Source organism: Paenibacillus sp. FSL R7-0204 (assembly GCF_038002225.1).
Lineage (GTDB): Bacteria > Bacillota > Bacilli > Paenibacillales > Paenibacillaceae > Paenibacillus_AQ.
Genome location: NZ_JBBOCA010000001.1, coordinates 7174027 through 7190210 on the forward strand (window position 1 = coordinate 7174027; position 16184 = coordinate 7190210).

Annotated in this window: 12 protein-coding genes and 3 riboswitches; of the genes, 4 read left to right on the top strand and 8 right to left on the bottom strand. The window is 51.0% G+C overall.

What is annotated here, in order from left to right; translation table 11 throughout:
* Positions 1 to 10: 10 nt before the first annotated feature.
* From MKX42_RS31100 to MKX42_RS31130, 7 genes are all read right to left on the bottom strand, one after another.
* Positions 11 to 820, bottom strand: coding sequence for a transglutaminase-like domain-containing protein (locus tag MKX42_RS31100; protein WP_340757234.1), 810 nt, complete (start codon positions 818 to 820; stop codon positions 11 to 13).
* Between the two features lie 13 nt (positions 821 to 833).
* Positions 834 to 914: riboswitch (cyclic di-GMP riboswitch) on the bottom strand.
* Positions 915 to 987: 73 nt separating this feature from the next.
* Positions 988 to 1069: riboswitch (cyclic di-GMP riboswitch) on the bottom strand.
* A gap of 129 nt (positions 1070 to 1198) precedes the next feature.
* Entirely contained in the window at positions 1199 to 1852 is a 654-nt protein-coding gene (locus MKX42_RS31105; protein WP_340757235.1) for a class D sortase, read from the bottom strand.
* Between the two features lie 67 nt (positions 1853 to 1919).
* Positions 1920 to 2324: a GtrA family protein gene (locus MKX42_RS31110; protein WP_209993762.1), complete on the bottom strand. Its 405-nt coding sequence runs from the start codon at positions 2322 to 2324 to the stop codon at positions 1920 to 1922.
* Positions 2314 to 3291 carry a glycosyltransferase family 2 protein gene (locus MKX42_RS31115; RefSeq protein ID WP_340757238.1) on the bottom strand — a complete coding sequence of 326 codons (978 nt, stop codon included), beginning with the start codon at positions 3289 to 3291 and terminating at the stop codon, positions 2314 to 2316. Before MKX42_RS31115 ends, MKX42_RS31110 begins: the two co-directional genes overlap by 11 nt.
* 95 nt (positions 3292 to 3386) lie before the next feature.
* Positions 3387 to 7226 (bottom strand): glycosyltransferase family 39 protein, encoded by a 3840-nt coding sequence (locus MKX42_RS31120; protein ID WP_340757240.1) that lies wholly within the window; start codon positions 7224 to 7226, stop codon positions 3387 to 3389.
* The gene (locus MKX42_RS31125; RefSeq protein ID WP_340757242.1) at positions 7223 to 9223 is read right to left on the bottom strand and encodes a hypothetical protein; all 2001 of its coding nucleotides are present in this window, start codon (positions 9221 to 9223) and stop codon (positions 7223 to 7225) included. The genes MKX42_RS31120 and MKX42_RS31125 overlap by 4 nt, the downstream gene beginning before the upstream one ends.
* A 156-nt stretch (positions 9224 to 9379) precedes the next feature.
* Positions 9380 to 10780, bottom strand: coding sequence for an NCS2 family permease (locus MKX42_RS31130; RefSeq protein ID WP_340757243.1), 1401 nt, complete (start codon positions 10778 to 10780; stop codon positions 9380 to 9382).
* A gap of 126 nt (positions 10781 to 10906) precedes the next feature.
* Positions 10907 to 11006, bottom strand: a riboswitch (purine riboswitch).
* 537 nt (positions 11007 to 11543) lie between these two features.
* On the opposite strand from MKX42_RS31130, the gene rsgA reads away from it, so the two are divergent.
* The 4 genes from rsgA to MKX42_RS31150 all read left to right on the top strand — a co-directional run bounded on the left by rsgA (position 11544) and on the right by MKX42_RS31150 (position 14476).
* Positions 11544 to 12617: a ribosome small subunit-dependent GTPase A gene (gene rsgA, locus MKX42_RS31135; protein ID WP_340757244.1), complete on the top strand. Its 1074-nt coding sequence runs from the start codon at positions 11544 to 11546 to the stop codon at positions 12615 to 12617.
* Positions 12614 to 13621, top strand: coding sequence for a phosphotransferase family protein (locus MKX42_RS31140; protein ID WP_340757246.1), 1008 nt, complete (start codon positions 12614 to 12616; stop codon positions 13619 to 13621). The genes rsgA and MKX42_RS31140 overlap by 4 nt, the downstream gene beginning before the upstream one ends.
* A 152-nt stretch (positions 13622 to 13773) precedes the next feature.
* A complete protein-coding gene (locus MKX42_RS31145) occupies positions 13774 to 13977 on the top strand; it encodes a helix-turn-helix transcriptional regulator (RefSeq protein ID WP_036696905.1) in 204 nt (67 codons plus the stop codon).
* Positions 13967 to 14476, top strand: coding sequence for a DUF3278 domain-containing protein (locus MKX42_RS31150; protein ID WP_340757248.1), 510 nt, complete (start codon positions 13967 to 13969; stop codon positions 14474 to 14476). Before MKX42_RS31145 ends, MKX42_RS31150 begins: the two co-directional genes overlap by 11 nt.
* Positions 14477 to 14575: 99 nt before the next feature.
* Here MKX42_RS31150 and guaA read toward each other — a convergent pair whose 3' ends face one another.
* Positions 14576 to 16114 carry a glutamine-hydrolyzing GMP synthase gene (guaA, locus tag MKX42_RS31155; RefSeq protein WP_340757250.1) on the bottom strand — a complete coding sequence of 513 codons (1539 nt, stop codon included), beginning with the start codon at positions 16112 to 16114 and terminating at the stop codon, positions 14576 to 14578.
* Positions 16115 to 16184 lie beyond the last annotated feature (70 nt).

Sequence of the window (16184 nt, forward strand, 5' to 3'; positions counted from 1 at the left end):
ACAGCTATTCTTAGTAGAATTTCGCTGCAGTATATTTACTTGCTGCTTTGACCAGTTCTGTCGATGCTGTGTTTTTACCCAGACCTGCATCGACTGTAGTATCAATCGTTACCCATTTGCCGTTCAGGAACACTTCGTTCCAGGCATGGTATGAAGTTACATAGCTTGTATTCCCCATAACCAATTTGGTTGGAATACCTTCACTGCGGAGCATAGTAGCGAACAAGGATGCGTAATCGTAGCAGATCCCTTTGTTGGTAGCAAGCGTGTTATCGTTGTTCGGAATATAATCTGTGCTTACGCTGTTAGCCAGAGAGTAATCATATTTCACGTTAGTTACGATGTAATTGTAGATAGCCTTAACTTTGTCTGCATCTGTGGTCAGACCCTTTGTAAGCTGGGCTGCCTTTTGAACGGATTTATCGGAAGAACTCCACTTTACATTTTGTACGGAGCTCAAATATACGGCATTCACATTGCTCATGGAGAGAGATACAGTCTCGGAAGATAGTACTTTATATTTGTTGCCTGTAGTATTCTCAAGAACGGAGACCTTATAAGAGCCATTACCTTGTTGCAGCGGGAATGTCTCGTTCGGTTTGGAGGTGTATAAGTTGTAAGTATAGCTGTTATTGTCCTTGGTAATCATGAGCTTCATCTTCTTGCCCTTAGGAACATCGTACGAAACCCCGATCACCCCTTGATCAAGTTGTCCAACATTTAACCAGCTTGAATCTGCATTAGCGGCTTGAGCAGTGCCTGTCTGCACGGAAGTGACGATCACAAAAAGTGTAATCAACATTAAATAAAACTTCTTCATGGATAAAACCCCTTTCGGTAGCTGGCTGCCATTCTTACGGGAAGGCCCTTTAGCTTTGCGTCCCTACCTTTCGATAGGTTTGCCGTTATCGTATAAGCTTTATCTGTCCAATCTACTACCACATAATGACAGATTCTGAATTAAAACAAACAAAAAAAGCCTCTTCATTCGGTAACTGGCTGCCATCCATGACGGGAAGGCCCTTTAGCTTTGCGTCCCTACCTTTCGATAGGTTTGCCGTTATCGTGTATTAGCTTTTGATAGTTCTATCTTACCATATCCTTCTCTATTATCAAGCCCCAAACTGCTAGATTCCACCATAAACATACTAAAATTTTATGTTTTTTCGACCTTTACTGTCATCTTGTCTTGCAAGAATCAGGTTAGCTTCGCATGAATAATGAGTCTGTGGGTCGGATCAACAAGCGGATCGCAGGTAATGAGGGTCAGAATCTTATCGTCGTCCTTACCCTTCAGTACCGAAATATCGGTAGGCTCTACAATGGACACATCATATACTACATACTTGTATTCCTGGCCCCTTGTAATAATAGTAATGGTATCCCCTTTACCGACCTCATCCAGTCTGTTGAACAGCCGCCCTGCTGTTCTCGACCGGTGTGCCGCAATCGCCGCGTTGCCTACCGCACCTATCGGAGCTGTCTCCTTCATATGTGCAGCAGCATGCTTCATATTGGCCTTCGTGGCGCCCTCCAGTACAGGCAGCTTCAGATCGATTTTGTCGATTTCAATAATAGCAGTGATCTTACCTCCAACTTCAATCTCGGGCGCTGCAGTCGGCACTGGCTCTTCCGCACCAGACTCTTCCGCCAGCAGTTGGGTGACTTCCGCATAAGGCTTGCTCAGATCCTGGCTGGCAGGAGCTGTAGCCGAAGGAACGATTTCACTATAGGCCTGTTCGGCCTCTTCCAGCAGCTTCTGCTGCTGACGGTCCTCGTACCATTCGCTTCCTTTGGGGTAGAGCATAATCAGGACCCCGGCAAGTATAATCAAATAGGATAACTTCCGCATGACAATCGCCTCCGCAATATAGAATAAGTGCTCCCACCGCAGAATACGGCGAAGATATACTGTCTCTTTAGAATACCCATTTCCGGCTTCCAAAGAAATTAATGATCACTGTAATGAAGGTAACCAGCACCTTGGCCATCAGCACCTGTATCCCCAGCCGATCAGTCAGCAGATGAATCAGCAACACCGAAATGCCCAGCACCAGCAGATTCAGCACAATAAATCTCACCAGCTGCATCCGGTCAAAGCCGCCATTCCCGCCTCTGTCCCGGCCCTTGAAGGTCACCTTCTTATTCCAGAAAAAGCTGTTGGCCGTCCCGGCGCTGTAGGAAATAATCTGTGCAGGGGTGTTAAGCATCCCCAGGGAATGCAGCAGGGTAAATACCGCAAAATCAATGAACGTGTTAAGCAGGCCCACCGCATTAAATTTCAGAAACTGGATCATGCCTGCGCGCCAAGCCTTATCTTGCATAATCGCTTTCCTTCCGGGTGTCTTCAGCCTCTGCCTCCGGGTAGCCTCTGGTCTCGCGCACGATATAGAGCGGTCTATCCTTCGATTCGTCATAGATCCGTCCGATGTATTCCCCAATGACGCCCAGCAGCATCAGCACAATGCCGTTAAACAACAGGTTCACACCGACAATGGACGCCCAGCCCGGCACGGTCCAGGAGGTGAAGACCTTCTGGAATAAGACCAGGAACAGGTAGATGAAGCTGGAGAAGGACAGGAAGAAGCCGATATAGGAGGCGATTTTGAGCGGCTTATGCGAGAAGGAGGTAATTCCGTCGAGCGCAAAGCGGATCATTTTTTTGAGCGGATATTTCGTTTCCCCGGCAAAGCGCTCCTCCCGCACATATTCCACCATGGTCTGCCGGAAGCCGACCCAGCTCACCAGCCCCCGCACATAACGGTTCTTCTCCTTCAGGCCGCGCAGCACATCGCAGACCTTGCGGTCGATCAGCCGGAAGTCCCCGGTATCCGTGGGAATCTCCACACTGGTCATGCTGCTGAGCAGACGGTAAAAGATTTTGGCCGTCACCTTCTTGAAGAAGGTCTCTCCGTGGCGCTTCAGCCGCTTGGCATAGACTACCTCGTAGCCTTCCTTCCACTTGGCGATCATCTGCAGGATGACCTCAGGCGGGTCCTGAAGATCTGCGTCTATCACCACAACAGCCTGGCCTTCAGCATAATCCATACCCGCCGTTATCGCCACCTGGTGGCCGAAATTACGGGAAAAGTCAATCAGCTTAACATGCTCATCCGTATTGCTGATTCCGCGCATAATCTCAGCTGTACGGTCCCGGCTGCCGTCATTGACGAATACCAGCTCGTAGGTATCTCCGCAATCGTCCATTACTTTTTTGAGCCGCTCGTAGGTTACCTGAATGACTTCCTCCTCATTGTACATGGGGACAATTACACTATATCTGGCCTTCACAAGGGTTCCTCCTAAATTTGTTGTAAGCCACAGCTTCCTTGAAGCACCTCATCAACATCAGCTTTGAACACTATGCGGCTCTTACAGCTCTCCTCCTAGAATACCCAGGAAGGGAACCAGCGAAGTACTTGAATGATATAACTGCTGTTCACCTGCATGCCGGATAAGACCGGATAGAACATTACAAACAGGATGGCGGCGGCGGCAACATAGGCGTACCGCAGAGTTCTGGCACCCTGGAACTTGCTGTCAAGCAGCTTCAGGATGTACACAATGGATAGAATCATAAACGGCACCATCGCAAAGTAATGGTACAGGAACGTCTCACGCGGCACCAGCATCCAGGGAACATATTGTGAGAAGAAGGCGATCCAGATCATGTACAGATTCTTATCCCGGCGCTTCACGGTGAACCATACGGCGGCCAGCATCGCGAAGATTCCTGTCCACCAGATCAGCGGATTGCCCATCGTTACTATGCTGCTCGCCTTGCCTGCAGGCAAGCCTTCGCCGCCGCTGAAGAACCACACCGGACGCTTCATGAACGGCCACTCCCACCAGGAGGAGGCGAACGGATGTGTAGCTACAAGCTGACTGTGATAGTTGTACATATTCTTCTGGGCATCAATCAGCCCCTTAACGGTGAAGCCCTCTGCCGACGCAGATAGTGAAGGAATGAAGGACAGGCTGTATATGATTCCCGGAATGATGACGAAGAATCCGATGCAACTGGCCAGCGTGATGATCGTGTTCTTCCAGAAGGACTGATCTGCAGTCCGGCAGGCGGCTTTGAGCTCCTGACCGCTCAGCTTGCCTTCAGCCAGCAGGCGACCGGCAGCCTTGTATTCTCTGTAGCGTTCAATGAGTACCAGCGCAAGCATAATAGCAAGTCCTGCGCCTCCATAGATCACGATCCACTTCGAAGCAACCCCGATGCCGAAGAACAGGCCGGACCAGAACAGCGGAGCCAGTGTGGTCCGCAGCGGCACCCGGTAGAAATTCATCGTGAAATACCGCTGCATGAAATAGAACATCAGCATAATGAAGAATACACCGTACACATCGATGGTCGATATCCGCGTCTGGGTGAAATGCATGAAGTCCAGAGCGAATAGTCCCGCTGCCAGTGCAGCATAGGTAGTCTTACGGAACAAACGCATGGCCATGATATAGATCAGCGGCAGCATCAAAATCCCGAACAAGGTGCCGATGATCCGCCACCCGAACGGATTGACGCCGAACAGTTCCATCCCTACCCCGATCAGCAGCTTGCCAAGCGGCGGATGCGTGTTCTCATAAGGAACAATATTGTGATAATGCTCATAAGCCGTACGGGCATGATAGATCTCATCAAAATACGTACTGTTCATGAAATTAGAGTTCCCCGGTATGACGGACTGCTCGTCGAACAGATTGGCCGGTGTTCCTCTTTTAGCTGCTGCTCCCGAATCGGGTGTCACGCTTGCTATCGTCAGAGGAACCTCCGGTGCCCCCTGCTCATAGAAGGCCATCTCATTGAGGGTGAAGCCTGGAGACGTAACCGAGAGCTTGACATATCTTGCGGATACGTTAAGCGGCTGGCTTTTCCAGATGAAGACATTGCCCACATCCTCGCTTACCTCAAGCGGGCTGCTCCAATTATCAGGGGTCTGGCTGAATTCCAGCTGAAACTTCCCTGTCCCGACACCGCCGAACACATTGACCCGCTCCAGTTGATGGGCCTGCCCCAGATCCACATAGAAGCTATCGCCGCTGGCTGCTGGCTCCCACAGAGTCTCAGGTGCCTTGTTATCTCCCAGATGATAGAGGGCAAGCGCCCCGTATAGTACGGTGATACCGAGCATCCAGATCCAGTCTCTGCGCTTCAGCTTCAGCGGAGAACGGCGCTCAGCAGGGGTAAGCGGCTTGATGCCTTCTGCAAGCAGCAGATCTGCTGCGTACGCCTCCTTGGGGGTAACCGGCTCAGGCAAAAGCTTCGCAGTTCGGCGGATATATACATCGTATCCAATATAGAGCAGATATATCGCAAGAATGATAGTGGTAATAGCTGTAACCAGAACAATGCCGTCAGCCGGCGGATTTCCGCCGGTATTCAAATACGCAAGTGTATAACCAACATTGATGTACTGGGTCAGGGAGAACCCGAGGAACAGGGTCAGGAACCGCCGGTCCCGGCTCTCCATGAAGGCGAATAAGGACAGAATCAGTACCGGATACAAGTAACGCTCATGCATTTTGGTACCGAATACGAAGACAATCGTGATCAGCACCATAGCGATGAAGTAGGACTTGGAGAGATCCTTGCGTTCCTTGGTATTGAAGGAATAATAAGCAGCAAGTGCTACTGCCACCAGGATGAAAATAAAGCCCCATATACGATACGGTATGCCGAGCCAGGTCACATCCAGTGCCGACCACATCGGGTCAGTCAAGGCATACAGATTGAATGCATTCACTGTGGAATACGGATAAGAGGACAGTGTGCTTTTGTAGAGGTTAATCAAGCCTGCAAAACCGCCGTTGTTCCAGAAGAACGGCGCTGCGAGGACAAGAAAGATCCCCAGTCCGTACAGGGCACCCAGCGCAAGCTGCTTCCAGGCCCGGTGATGGTAGAAGGCAAGCAGCAGCACAGGTGTGAAAATCAGCGCCTGCGGCTTGATTAATGTAGCGACGGCAAAGAAGATCGCTGCACGTACGAAGCGCTTATCAACAACCCCCATTATACTGAGCAGCAAAAAGATGAGGAAAAAAGAATCCGCCTGCCCCCAGGCTGCCGAATCCATCAGCACAGCCGGATTGAACAGGAACAGCATCATCAGCCCCATAGCCAGTCCAGAGCCGAGTCTAGTTCGCGCGCTCTTATAGATAATCCAGCCAAGCACCAGATCAGAGAGCATCGCAGGCAGCTTAAAGAGAACCGTCTCAGCACCTGACCCGCCCGCAAAGTTAAATAATCCGCGCAGCAGGCTAAGCAGGTATAGCACATATAAGTACCCCGGCGGGTAATCAGCGAAATAACCTTCCTCATAGAATTTGCCCGGTCCAAGGTCGGTCAGGCGCTGGCCCCAGGCCATGAAGGTGTTCATATCATTCTTATAGCCCTGTGCCGTAAGGCCGATCCAGATCCGCAGGATGAATGCCGCCCCGAACAAAACGTACAGCCAGCGGGTGTAGATTACATCCTCCTGTCTCAGCAGGCGCTCACTGCGGAAGGCTCTTGTGTATAGAAAAGCAAAAAACAGACAGAATACTCCCGAAAGCAGCAGCAGCTTGGCCGGCGATACTTTATGCGGTACTTCCTCCGGCTTGCTTCCGCCGTCCGCATCTGCCGGCGGAGCCTGGGCTCCGCTGTCCAGTGAGATTATATTCGCTCCCTCCGGTACCGTATCCAGCTTCTCTACGGACAGATCATCGAAATAGGCCTTACCCCGAATCAGATTGGCATAGCCGCCCAGCGCAGCGCCGATTCCGATCTCGGTCTGCTCCTTGCCGGTCTGGCCGATGAACTCCAGACGCTGCCATTCACCGCCGGTATCGCTGGTAGCGGGATAACCGCCCCCAATGCCTACAGGGAAAATATTGGCCCCGATTCCCCCGCCTGCTATGCTGGCTATTTTGACGTACCCAGAGATTCTGTAATAGCTATCCGGCAAGACGGTAACGGTCTGCACCCACTTCAGGTGATTGGGCTCCAGATTCTCAATAACCGCCGCTTTGCTACCGGAATGAACCTCTTCGGACTGAACGGATATGGAGCCTGCCGCATCTCCGGCAATCCACATGTCCTTGCTCCAGCCTGCCGGTGCCCCCTCTTCCCCTTCTTCAAAGCCCGGGTTCTGTAGTACATTCCCTTCAGCATAAATACTTGTTACAGGAAGAATAAATAAGAAGAGCATTAATATAACGGTTGCCGCTGCACGTACATTCTTGGTCATCGTTCTACCCTCACCTCGTCAATGTTAATCCAGCCATTACCGCCGGTTATGTATACTTCTGCCTGTATCCCCTGCTCCAGAGTGACCGCAGGAAGTGTGATCTGTTGATAGGCTTCCGCCGCAGGCAGCTCTGTCTCGGCAAGCACCTTACCGGCTGCCCGAATGCCGATCTTCCCGCCGCTGCCGCCGCTACTGGACATAACGGTCAGTCTGTACTCACCGGCTGTGGCGGTAAAAGTCTGTGATACTATGGTCTCCGCTCCGGGATCAAGATACGCCAGCTTACTCCCGGCGAAGGGGTTGTTGTCGGCCACCCCCGTTCCCGCAGAGAAGGACCAGCCCGCTGCCCCTTCTTCAAATCCGCCATTCACAAATTCGCCTGCAGCAGTCTTGGGCGTGTCTTGAGACCCGCCATTCTGTTCACTGGTGAGCAGTACGCTGTAATTGGCAAAACGCTTCACTCTGGATCCGGCACTTGCCGCAGGCGGCGCAGCAGTATTCGCATAGATATATGCAGCATTCGCAGGCACCCTGTTCAAATCCTCAAACCTGTATCTTCCCAAGGAAGATACCCGCTGAAAGGCTTCTCCCGGATTGGCATACTGAACCGATTTCAGGAAATCATGCGGATTGATCTGCTCATAGAACAGTACATAAATATAAGGCATATTCACCTGATTCGTAAGATAGATCTCACCGGTGCTGTGTTCCGAAGCATACTGCACGGCCTCCCCGAAGGAAGCATAGAAGGCTGGACCAATACGCTCAGGAAAATCGCGGAAATACGTATTGGAGAATAAAATAAACATCACGGCGAATCCGACCGCGGCCAGGATGGCTACGCCTTTGACTCTCCCTGCCAGCCAGACGAATCCGGTGCTTACCAACATAATGAACGGATAAAAAATAATATTAATCCGGTTAATATTCACAGTTGTAATCAGCGCCATCAGCACCGCCACAAGGAACCATAGCAGCACGGCTCCCCTGCCGGCACTCTCCCTCTCCCGCCGGCTTGTCCACCAGGAATGCAGGAGAACGATCAGGCCGAGCAATGCAAAAGGCAATGCCAGCGGGTACGCATACCCGTAAGGAGAGATGGAGTTCCAGGCCAAGCCGTCGCTCCCGCTCCACATCAGCTTGCTGAAGGCGCTAAGGTTATCTGCAGCGGCCTGCCACAGCCTGCCGCCGAATACGGATGAAATCTCCTCCACGCGCGGCGTCGTAAGCTTCGGAATCGTGAACAGCGGAGTAGCTATATCCTGCATGGCGTAACGGTTAATGATAATAAATAGTAATATAGGCAGCGCCAGTGCCGCAAACCATACAAAATTCCAGGCCAAGGCACGGGGCCGCAGGACCTTGCTATATAATAGAAGAATTGCCGTACCGAGTGCAAATAGCGGAACGAAAAAATACGCTGTTCCATAAGCATACAGCGAGAGGGCCAGCATGCCGGTAAAGGCATACAGCCACCTTAGATTCGTAAAGGCGCGCAGCAGAAAGTATACGGCTATCAAAATCATCGTAGGAAACAGATTCGATTCCAGCGCCCACCTGGACATCATAATATGCCAAGGATTAATGGCGATAAAGAACATGGCAGCGGTCCCGGCCCCAGGCGAGACCGACAGTCTTTTCATAATGAGATAGAAAAACAGCATGCCCAGTAGTCCCATGATCAGGCTTAGCGCCCTTACAGACAACAGCGTTAGTCCGAACAACAGAATAAACGGCATGGACAAGTAAGCATAGAGCGCATTCTGCCCGCTGCCCCAGGCGATTAAATGAATCGGCAGATGAACACCATTCCGGTCCATCCCATAGTGCAAAATGGCATAGGCATCGTAGCCGATAGAGGCTTCGTCCTGATTCAGTCCCGGTGGGATAGAAGTTATGTATAGAATACGGACTATTGCCCCAAGCAGGAACAGCAGCACCGGCCAGGGCTGGCTACGGAAGGACTTGAACACTCGATTGAATACACCGGACACCATTTATCACCTCTTCAACAATATAATCTAAATATTGGTTAATGAAAAGGGTAAAGCCCTGCTTCTCCCGGGCGGCCCTCCCCTACAAGAATAAAAAGAAAACGGCCTCTTCATATAATGAAGAGGCCGCAGAATGGAAGTCAGAATCCGTGGAGCTTATTAGCCTTGGCTGCCGATCAGAACATAACGCAGAATGATCAGAATCGCCAGCACCCACATCATCCAGTGGATATCATATTTCTTCTTGCCGGCGATATTCGCTACACAAGCCAGAATAACATAAGTAACAATCCCGAATGAGATCCCGTTAGCAATGTTATACGTAAACGGCATGATCACGAAGGTCAGGAAGGCCGGAATTGCCAGTACCATGTCCTGGAAGTCAATGTCACGGATCGATTGAGCCATGAGTACACCGACAATAATCAGCGCTGCCGCTGTGGCCGGACCAGGGATCAGAGCGACTACCGGGGCCAGGAACAAAGCAAGCAGGAAGCAGATCCCTGTAGTTACTGCAGTCAGCCCCGTACGTCCGCCTTCAGCTACACCGGCTGCACTCTCGACATAAGCGGTAGTAGTGGAAGTCCCCAGCATCGCACCGCCCGCGACAGCTACCGCATCTACGAACATGGCATTACCGACACGCTTTTTGCCCTCTTCAGGATTCTTCATGATTCCGGCACGTTCAGCAGTACCTACGAGTGTACCGAAGGTATCAAACAGTTCTACGAAGGTAAAGGTGGCAATAGCCGATACGATACCGGTGTGCATAATACCTTCCCAGTCGAATTCCCAGAAGTTCAGCTGTGTGAAGTCAGGAACCCATGGCGTCTGCGGATTGCTCAGTGAACTGAAATCTACAGCACCCATGAGGATTGCAGCCACGGTAGTTCCGAGAATTCCGAACAGGATAGCGCCGCGAACGCGCAGTACCATTAAGATGGAGATCAGCAGCAGGCCGATAATGACGAGCTGAACATTGGTGTTCTCCAGGCTGCCCATATGAATTACAGTTTCAAAAGATAGAACATCTGTAAATTTGTTAGCGGCGATATCACTTCCGGCTTCAACGCCGATAGTCATCAGTCCGCTGTTCTTCAGGCCGATAATGGTGATGAACATCCCGATTCCGACGGTGATCGCATGCTTCAGGCTGTCAGGAATGGCAGTGAGCAGAATTTGCCGGACCCGGGTAATGGTCAGAAGGATGAAGATAATCCCGGAGATAAATACGGCGGTCAGCCCCATCTGCCAGGTGAACTGATGCTCCGTGGTGGCGGAGGATAAGACGACGGAAGCGAAATATGCGTTAAGGCCCATACCAGGTGCCAGAGCGACCGGGAAGTTAATGAATACCCCCATGGCAATGGTGAAAATACCGGCTGCCAGCGCCGTCGCAAGGAATACGGAATACCAGCCCATATCAATGCGGCCGAAGGCAGTCAGAGTGCTTGGATTAACCGACAGAATATAAGCCATTGCCATAAACGTGGTTATACCGGCCATGATCTCTGTACGTACTGTGGTGCCGTTCTCTTTCAATTTGAAAAAGCGGTTCAAATCGTTCTCCCCCTAAGGTTGTATGTTGTGCCAATACAGCAACACAAAAGCCGGCATCTGGGAAGACACCGGCCCGAAAAAGAGATGGCTGCCGGGAATTCCGGACAATCGCCGGAAATCCCAGAACAAGTTGCTCTTCTTAATCGTAGCCAGGTCATTACGGTGACCTCGTAGAGACTTCCGGGCCGATCCCCGGAATTATACGAATATATTTGCTGTAGCGCTTTATCATTTTAGGGGGAGATGACAGCTCTTGTCAATGGTAAATACGAACATTTGCCGTCAGGTTTACACAAATGTTCGTAAATTGAACATTTCTATGACAAATACTGCTTGGTTCAGGGAGAATCCGCCAAACATTGCAGCATAAATGCGGATAGTTCCGCACTAAATTAATTATAATCAAACTCTACATGGATTTGCATACCAAATCTATGTTAATCTGAATGTGCTTAGCGATAAGCATTAAATTTCTAAACAAGTTCTTTATCCGAAAGGGGATGTTTCGATTGGCTACTACTTATATGGTGGTTCCGTTTAAAACTGCATAGCAGGCATACATCTTAAAAATCGGGCCAACGCCTGGATTATTTGGTATGCCATCCCAAGTAACCTTTCGTGAATATTGCTGTTTACGGGATACGATAAAGGTCGTATCTTTTTTGCATCTTGATGCCGTAGAACAGCAGCTTCTTATTGAGGCTGCTGTTCCGCGGCATTTTTGCGTCCATTAAACAACAGATAAGGAGCTAAACCCAAAAACATGATTAATCTTACAACCTATGGCTACACCGAAATAGAGGAAATCCCCGCCGGGCTATTACCCGGCAGAATTACGGAGCTGCGGCGGGAGCGCTTCACCGTGATCACAGAGCGGGGCGAGCTGACCGCTGTACTCAAAGGCACGTTCTATCACAGTGCGGAATCGCGCGGGGACTTCCCGTGCGTCGGCGACTTCGTCCTGCTGCGTCCGAACGAAAGCGGGGAATCGCTCATTACAGCGCTTCTCCCCCGCCGCTCCAAGTTCTCGCGTGCGAATTATTCCGGCCATGCCGCAGAATATACCAGAACCGTTCTGGAACAGCTCGTAGCCGCCAATTTCGACTATGTATTTATTTTGTCTTCCCTGAACAAGGATTTCAATGTCACCCGCATGATGCGTTATTTGACCCAGGCCAGGCAGAGCGGCGGCCAGCCGGTCATCATTCTGACGAAGGCGGATCTCACCCCTGATTATCATCAGCAGCTTGCAGAGGTCATGCGAAGCATCCCGGATGTTCCGGTATACGCGGTCAGCAGCCATGCCGGGCTGGGATTAGATGAGCTGGCCCCCTATCTGCTGCCGGGCAAGACCGTTGTGTTCCTCGGCATGTCCGGAATCGGCAAATCATCGCTGCTTAACGCCCTGATGGAACGGGATGTTATGAAGGTCAGTGCCATCCGGGAGGAAGACAGTCGGGGACGGCATACCACCACGCACCGCCAGCTGTTCATGCTCCCTTCTGGCGCCATGGTGATTGATACGCCCGGGATGCGTGAACTGGGGCTGTTCGACGCCGAGGAAGGCATCAGGGCAGGCTTCACCGATGTGGAGGACTTATTCGCCGGATGCCGGTTCAACGATTGCCGCCATGAAGCCGAGCCGGGCTGTGCGGTACTCGCCGCCCTGGCGGAGGGCTCTCTGACGCATGAACGCTGGGAACGTTACAACTCACAGCAGCAGGAGAACCGGTTCGTCCAGGACAGAACACACTATCTCAGGGACAAGGATGCCCGCAATCAGTCAGCTGCAATGCAGCGCAAGCAAATGAAGAAAAACGGAGGACGATACAAATGAAGATAAACCAAGATGCTTTATATATTGCTCTATCTCAACTTTTTAATACAACGATTACATCTGCTGACTACCAGACGTTACAGCTACATGGCGGAACCTTAGGGGATGTGCAGCTGGTTACCGGAACGGCCGAAACGGCTGACGGAGAGCAATTGCCCTACCGTATTGTGCTGAAAATCCAAAAGAAATGGGAGCGTTACGATGATCCGGATTCCTGGCGGCGGGAATATGACCTCTACGCTTCCCCACTGGGGGCAACCTTCACAGAATCCTTCCGCTGGCCGGTGTGTTATCACGCTGAAATGAATGAAGCCGGGGATGAAATGAGATTGTGGCTGGAATATATGGATGGCATCTCCGGCCTGGAGCTGACCGGTGACATGTATGAACAGGCGGCACTGGAGCTGGGACGGTATCAAGGCAAATTGTACGCGGAGCAGCCTGAAGTGCTGCAAAGTCTGACCAATCTGAGCCATGCAGATCTCATGAAGAATACGTATCTGCACTACCGGTCTTGGCCGGTTGTCTACGACTATATCCGTTCGGAGGAATGCGGATTCCCGCAGCATATCCGGCAAATGCTCATCGACATCGACGAGCAATCGGATGATATTTTTGCCCGGATTGAACGCCTGCCTCTGGTGTTATGCCACCGGGACTTCTGGGTAACCAACATCATCTATACTGGCGGGACTATCGCGCTGATCGACTGGGATACCTCGGGCTGGGGCTACCTCGGCGAGGACATCGCCAGCCTGATTGCGGATGAGGTGGATCTTGATCACATGATTGAATACTATCAGCGGTGTGTCCCTGCTTATTACCGGGGCTTCGCAGAGTATGCGGGAGCGATTGCCCCGCTTGCCGGCCACTGTGTCTACGAATTTATCCTACTCGTATTCGGATACCGGCTGGTGGAGGGATATCTCCATACCGAGAGTGATGAGAAGAAGACGGAATGTCTTGATACGCTGGAGAAGATTTATGAACTGAAGAGCTTGTAGCTGTCCGCCTAAGCGGGAAGAACTCCAAACCTTAATATAGGGTTTTGGAGTTCTTTTTTGTCATATATATTTGACACATAAACCTATGGAGAGTATGATGAACAAACAGCAAGCTAGTCATATATATATGACTTTTTCAAGGAGGAATCAGTATGAACAGGGTTGCAGAATACAGAAAACGCTCCGGTTTGTCGCAGCTTGCCCTGTCGAAGGAGGTTGGAGTTGCCCGGCAGACAGTCAATCTGATTGAGAATGACAAGTATAATCCTTCATTGGATCTGTGCGTTAAGCTGGCCAAGGCCCTGAACTCGGATTTGAATACACTTTTCTGGGAGGTAAACAGTAATGCTGAGTAATATGGAAAAGAGAATGCTACAGCCATTTGTTGGCTATATGGAGGAAAGAGATGAGTATCAGCGGGGAGAGATTCATCGAATTCTTGCCGGTGCATGCATGCATGCCTTGTATCTAACATCTGTTCTTATGCTTATCAGCTTAATTATGGATACCATACATCACACATTCACATTCGGAACTATGGCTCTATTCATTGTGCAGCAGTTCATAGCCTACTACATCCTTATCCGGCTCCGAAAAACCGGAGTTGACGAAACGGAATATGACATAGATGCAGATTATGAAAAAACAATCACAGCATTGAAGAAAAGGTTTTTCTTGGCTGGTGTCCAGTGGGGCTTCACTATGTTCGTCCTGATGGAGTTCCTATTCCCGGCGTTAGCTGGTGAGAAGATCGAAATTCACCTGTTCAACATCCTGCTCTGGTGCATCGCGGGCGCTGCTTTTGGGATCATTACATATTTTCTTCAAAAAAGAAACATTAAAAAAATCGTTTAGAAGCATACATGGAAACAGCTTTGCCGTCCTTTTAAAGAAAAAAACTCTCTCCTATCAGCAAAATCGCAGATAGAAGAGAGTTTTTATTTTATCCTTTATCTATTCCCACTCGATCGTCGCTGGCGGCTTCGAGGTAATGTCGTACACGATACGGTTGACGTTGTCCACTTCGTTGACGATGCGCACGGAGATTTTCTCCAGCACATCCCAAGGGATACGTGCCCAGTCAGCGGTCATGCCGTCGATGGAGGTTACCGCACGAATGCCTACGGTGTAAGAATAGGTGCGCTCGTCACCCATTACGCCCACACTCTTCATGTTAGGGAGTGCAGTGAAATACTGCCAGATCTCGCGGTCGAGACCCGCCTTGGCAATCTCTTCACGCAGGATATAGTCGGAATCGCGGACGATCTGCAGCTTCTCCTCGGTCACTTCACCCAGCACACGAATCGCCAGACCCGGACCCGGGAAGGGCTGACGCCACACGATCGCATGCGGCATGCCCAGCTCTTCGCCCAGCTTACGGACCTCATCCTTGAAGAGGGTGTTCAGCGGCTCGATCAGACTGAATTTCATATCTTCCGGCAGCCCGCCCACATTGTGGTGCGACTTGATCGTCTGCGCCGTTGCTGTACCGCTCTCTACGATGTCGGTATACAGTGTACCTTGAGCCAGGAACGCGAAGTCACCCAGCTTGGCCGATTCTTCGTCGAAGCAGTAGATGAACTCGTTGCCGATGATTTTACGTTTCTGTTCGGGATCGGAGACACCGGCCAGCTTCCCAAGGAAGCGGTCACGGGCGTCTATTTTGACAACATGGATATCGAACTTACCGACAAAAGTCTCCATGACGCTCTCCGCTTCACCTTTGCGCAGAAGGCCGTGGTCAATGAACATACAAGTCAGCTGATCGCCGATCGCCCGGTGAATCAGCATCGCCACAACAGAGGAATCCACACCGCCGCTGAGTGCGCAGAGCACCTTCTTGTCGCCGACTTTATCACGGATGTCCTTAACAGCATCCTCGATGAACGACTCCATCGTCCATTTGCCCTCGCAGCCGCAGACCTCGTACAGGAAGTTCGAGATCATCTCATTCCCCTTCACGGAGTGACGTACCTCAGGATGGAACTGAACGGCGAAGAATTTGCGTGCATCATTGCTCATGGCTGCAATCGGCGCACTCTCTGTACCGGCATCCAGCTTGAAGCCCTCCGGAAGCTCCACTACATGGTCGCCGTGGCTCATCCATACCGTCTGCTTGCTCTCAAGGCCCGCTGCCAGCACGGAGCTGGGTGCGAATTCCACATCTGCTTTGCCGTACTCGCGCTTGGCGGAGCGTTCCACCTTGCCTCCCTGCTGCTGTGCCATCAATTGCATCCCATAGCAGATTCCAAAGATCGGCAGCCCGAGCTCGTAAATCGCCGGGTCTACATGTGGTGCATTCTCCGCATAGACACTGCTTGGCCCGCCTGAGAAAACAATCCCTTTGGGTGATAAGGCCTTAATCTTCTCCATTGGTGTATTGTACGGCAGAAGCTCGCTGTATACCCCCAGGTCACGAATTCTGCGCGCGATAAGCTGGTTATACTGTCCCCCGAAATCCAGAACAACGATCATTTCATTTGGCTTGTTCATTACTTGCCTCCCTTGATTATTGGATTCATTATACTCATGGTTAATTCTCAGCGTCAAGGAAATGGGGTCC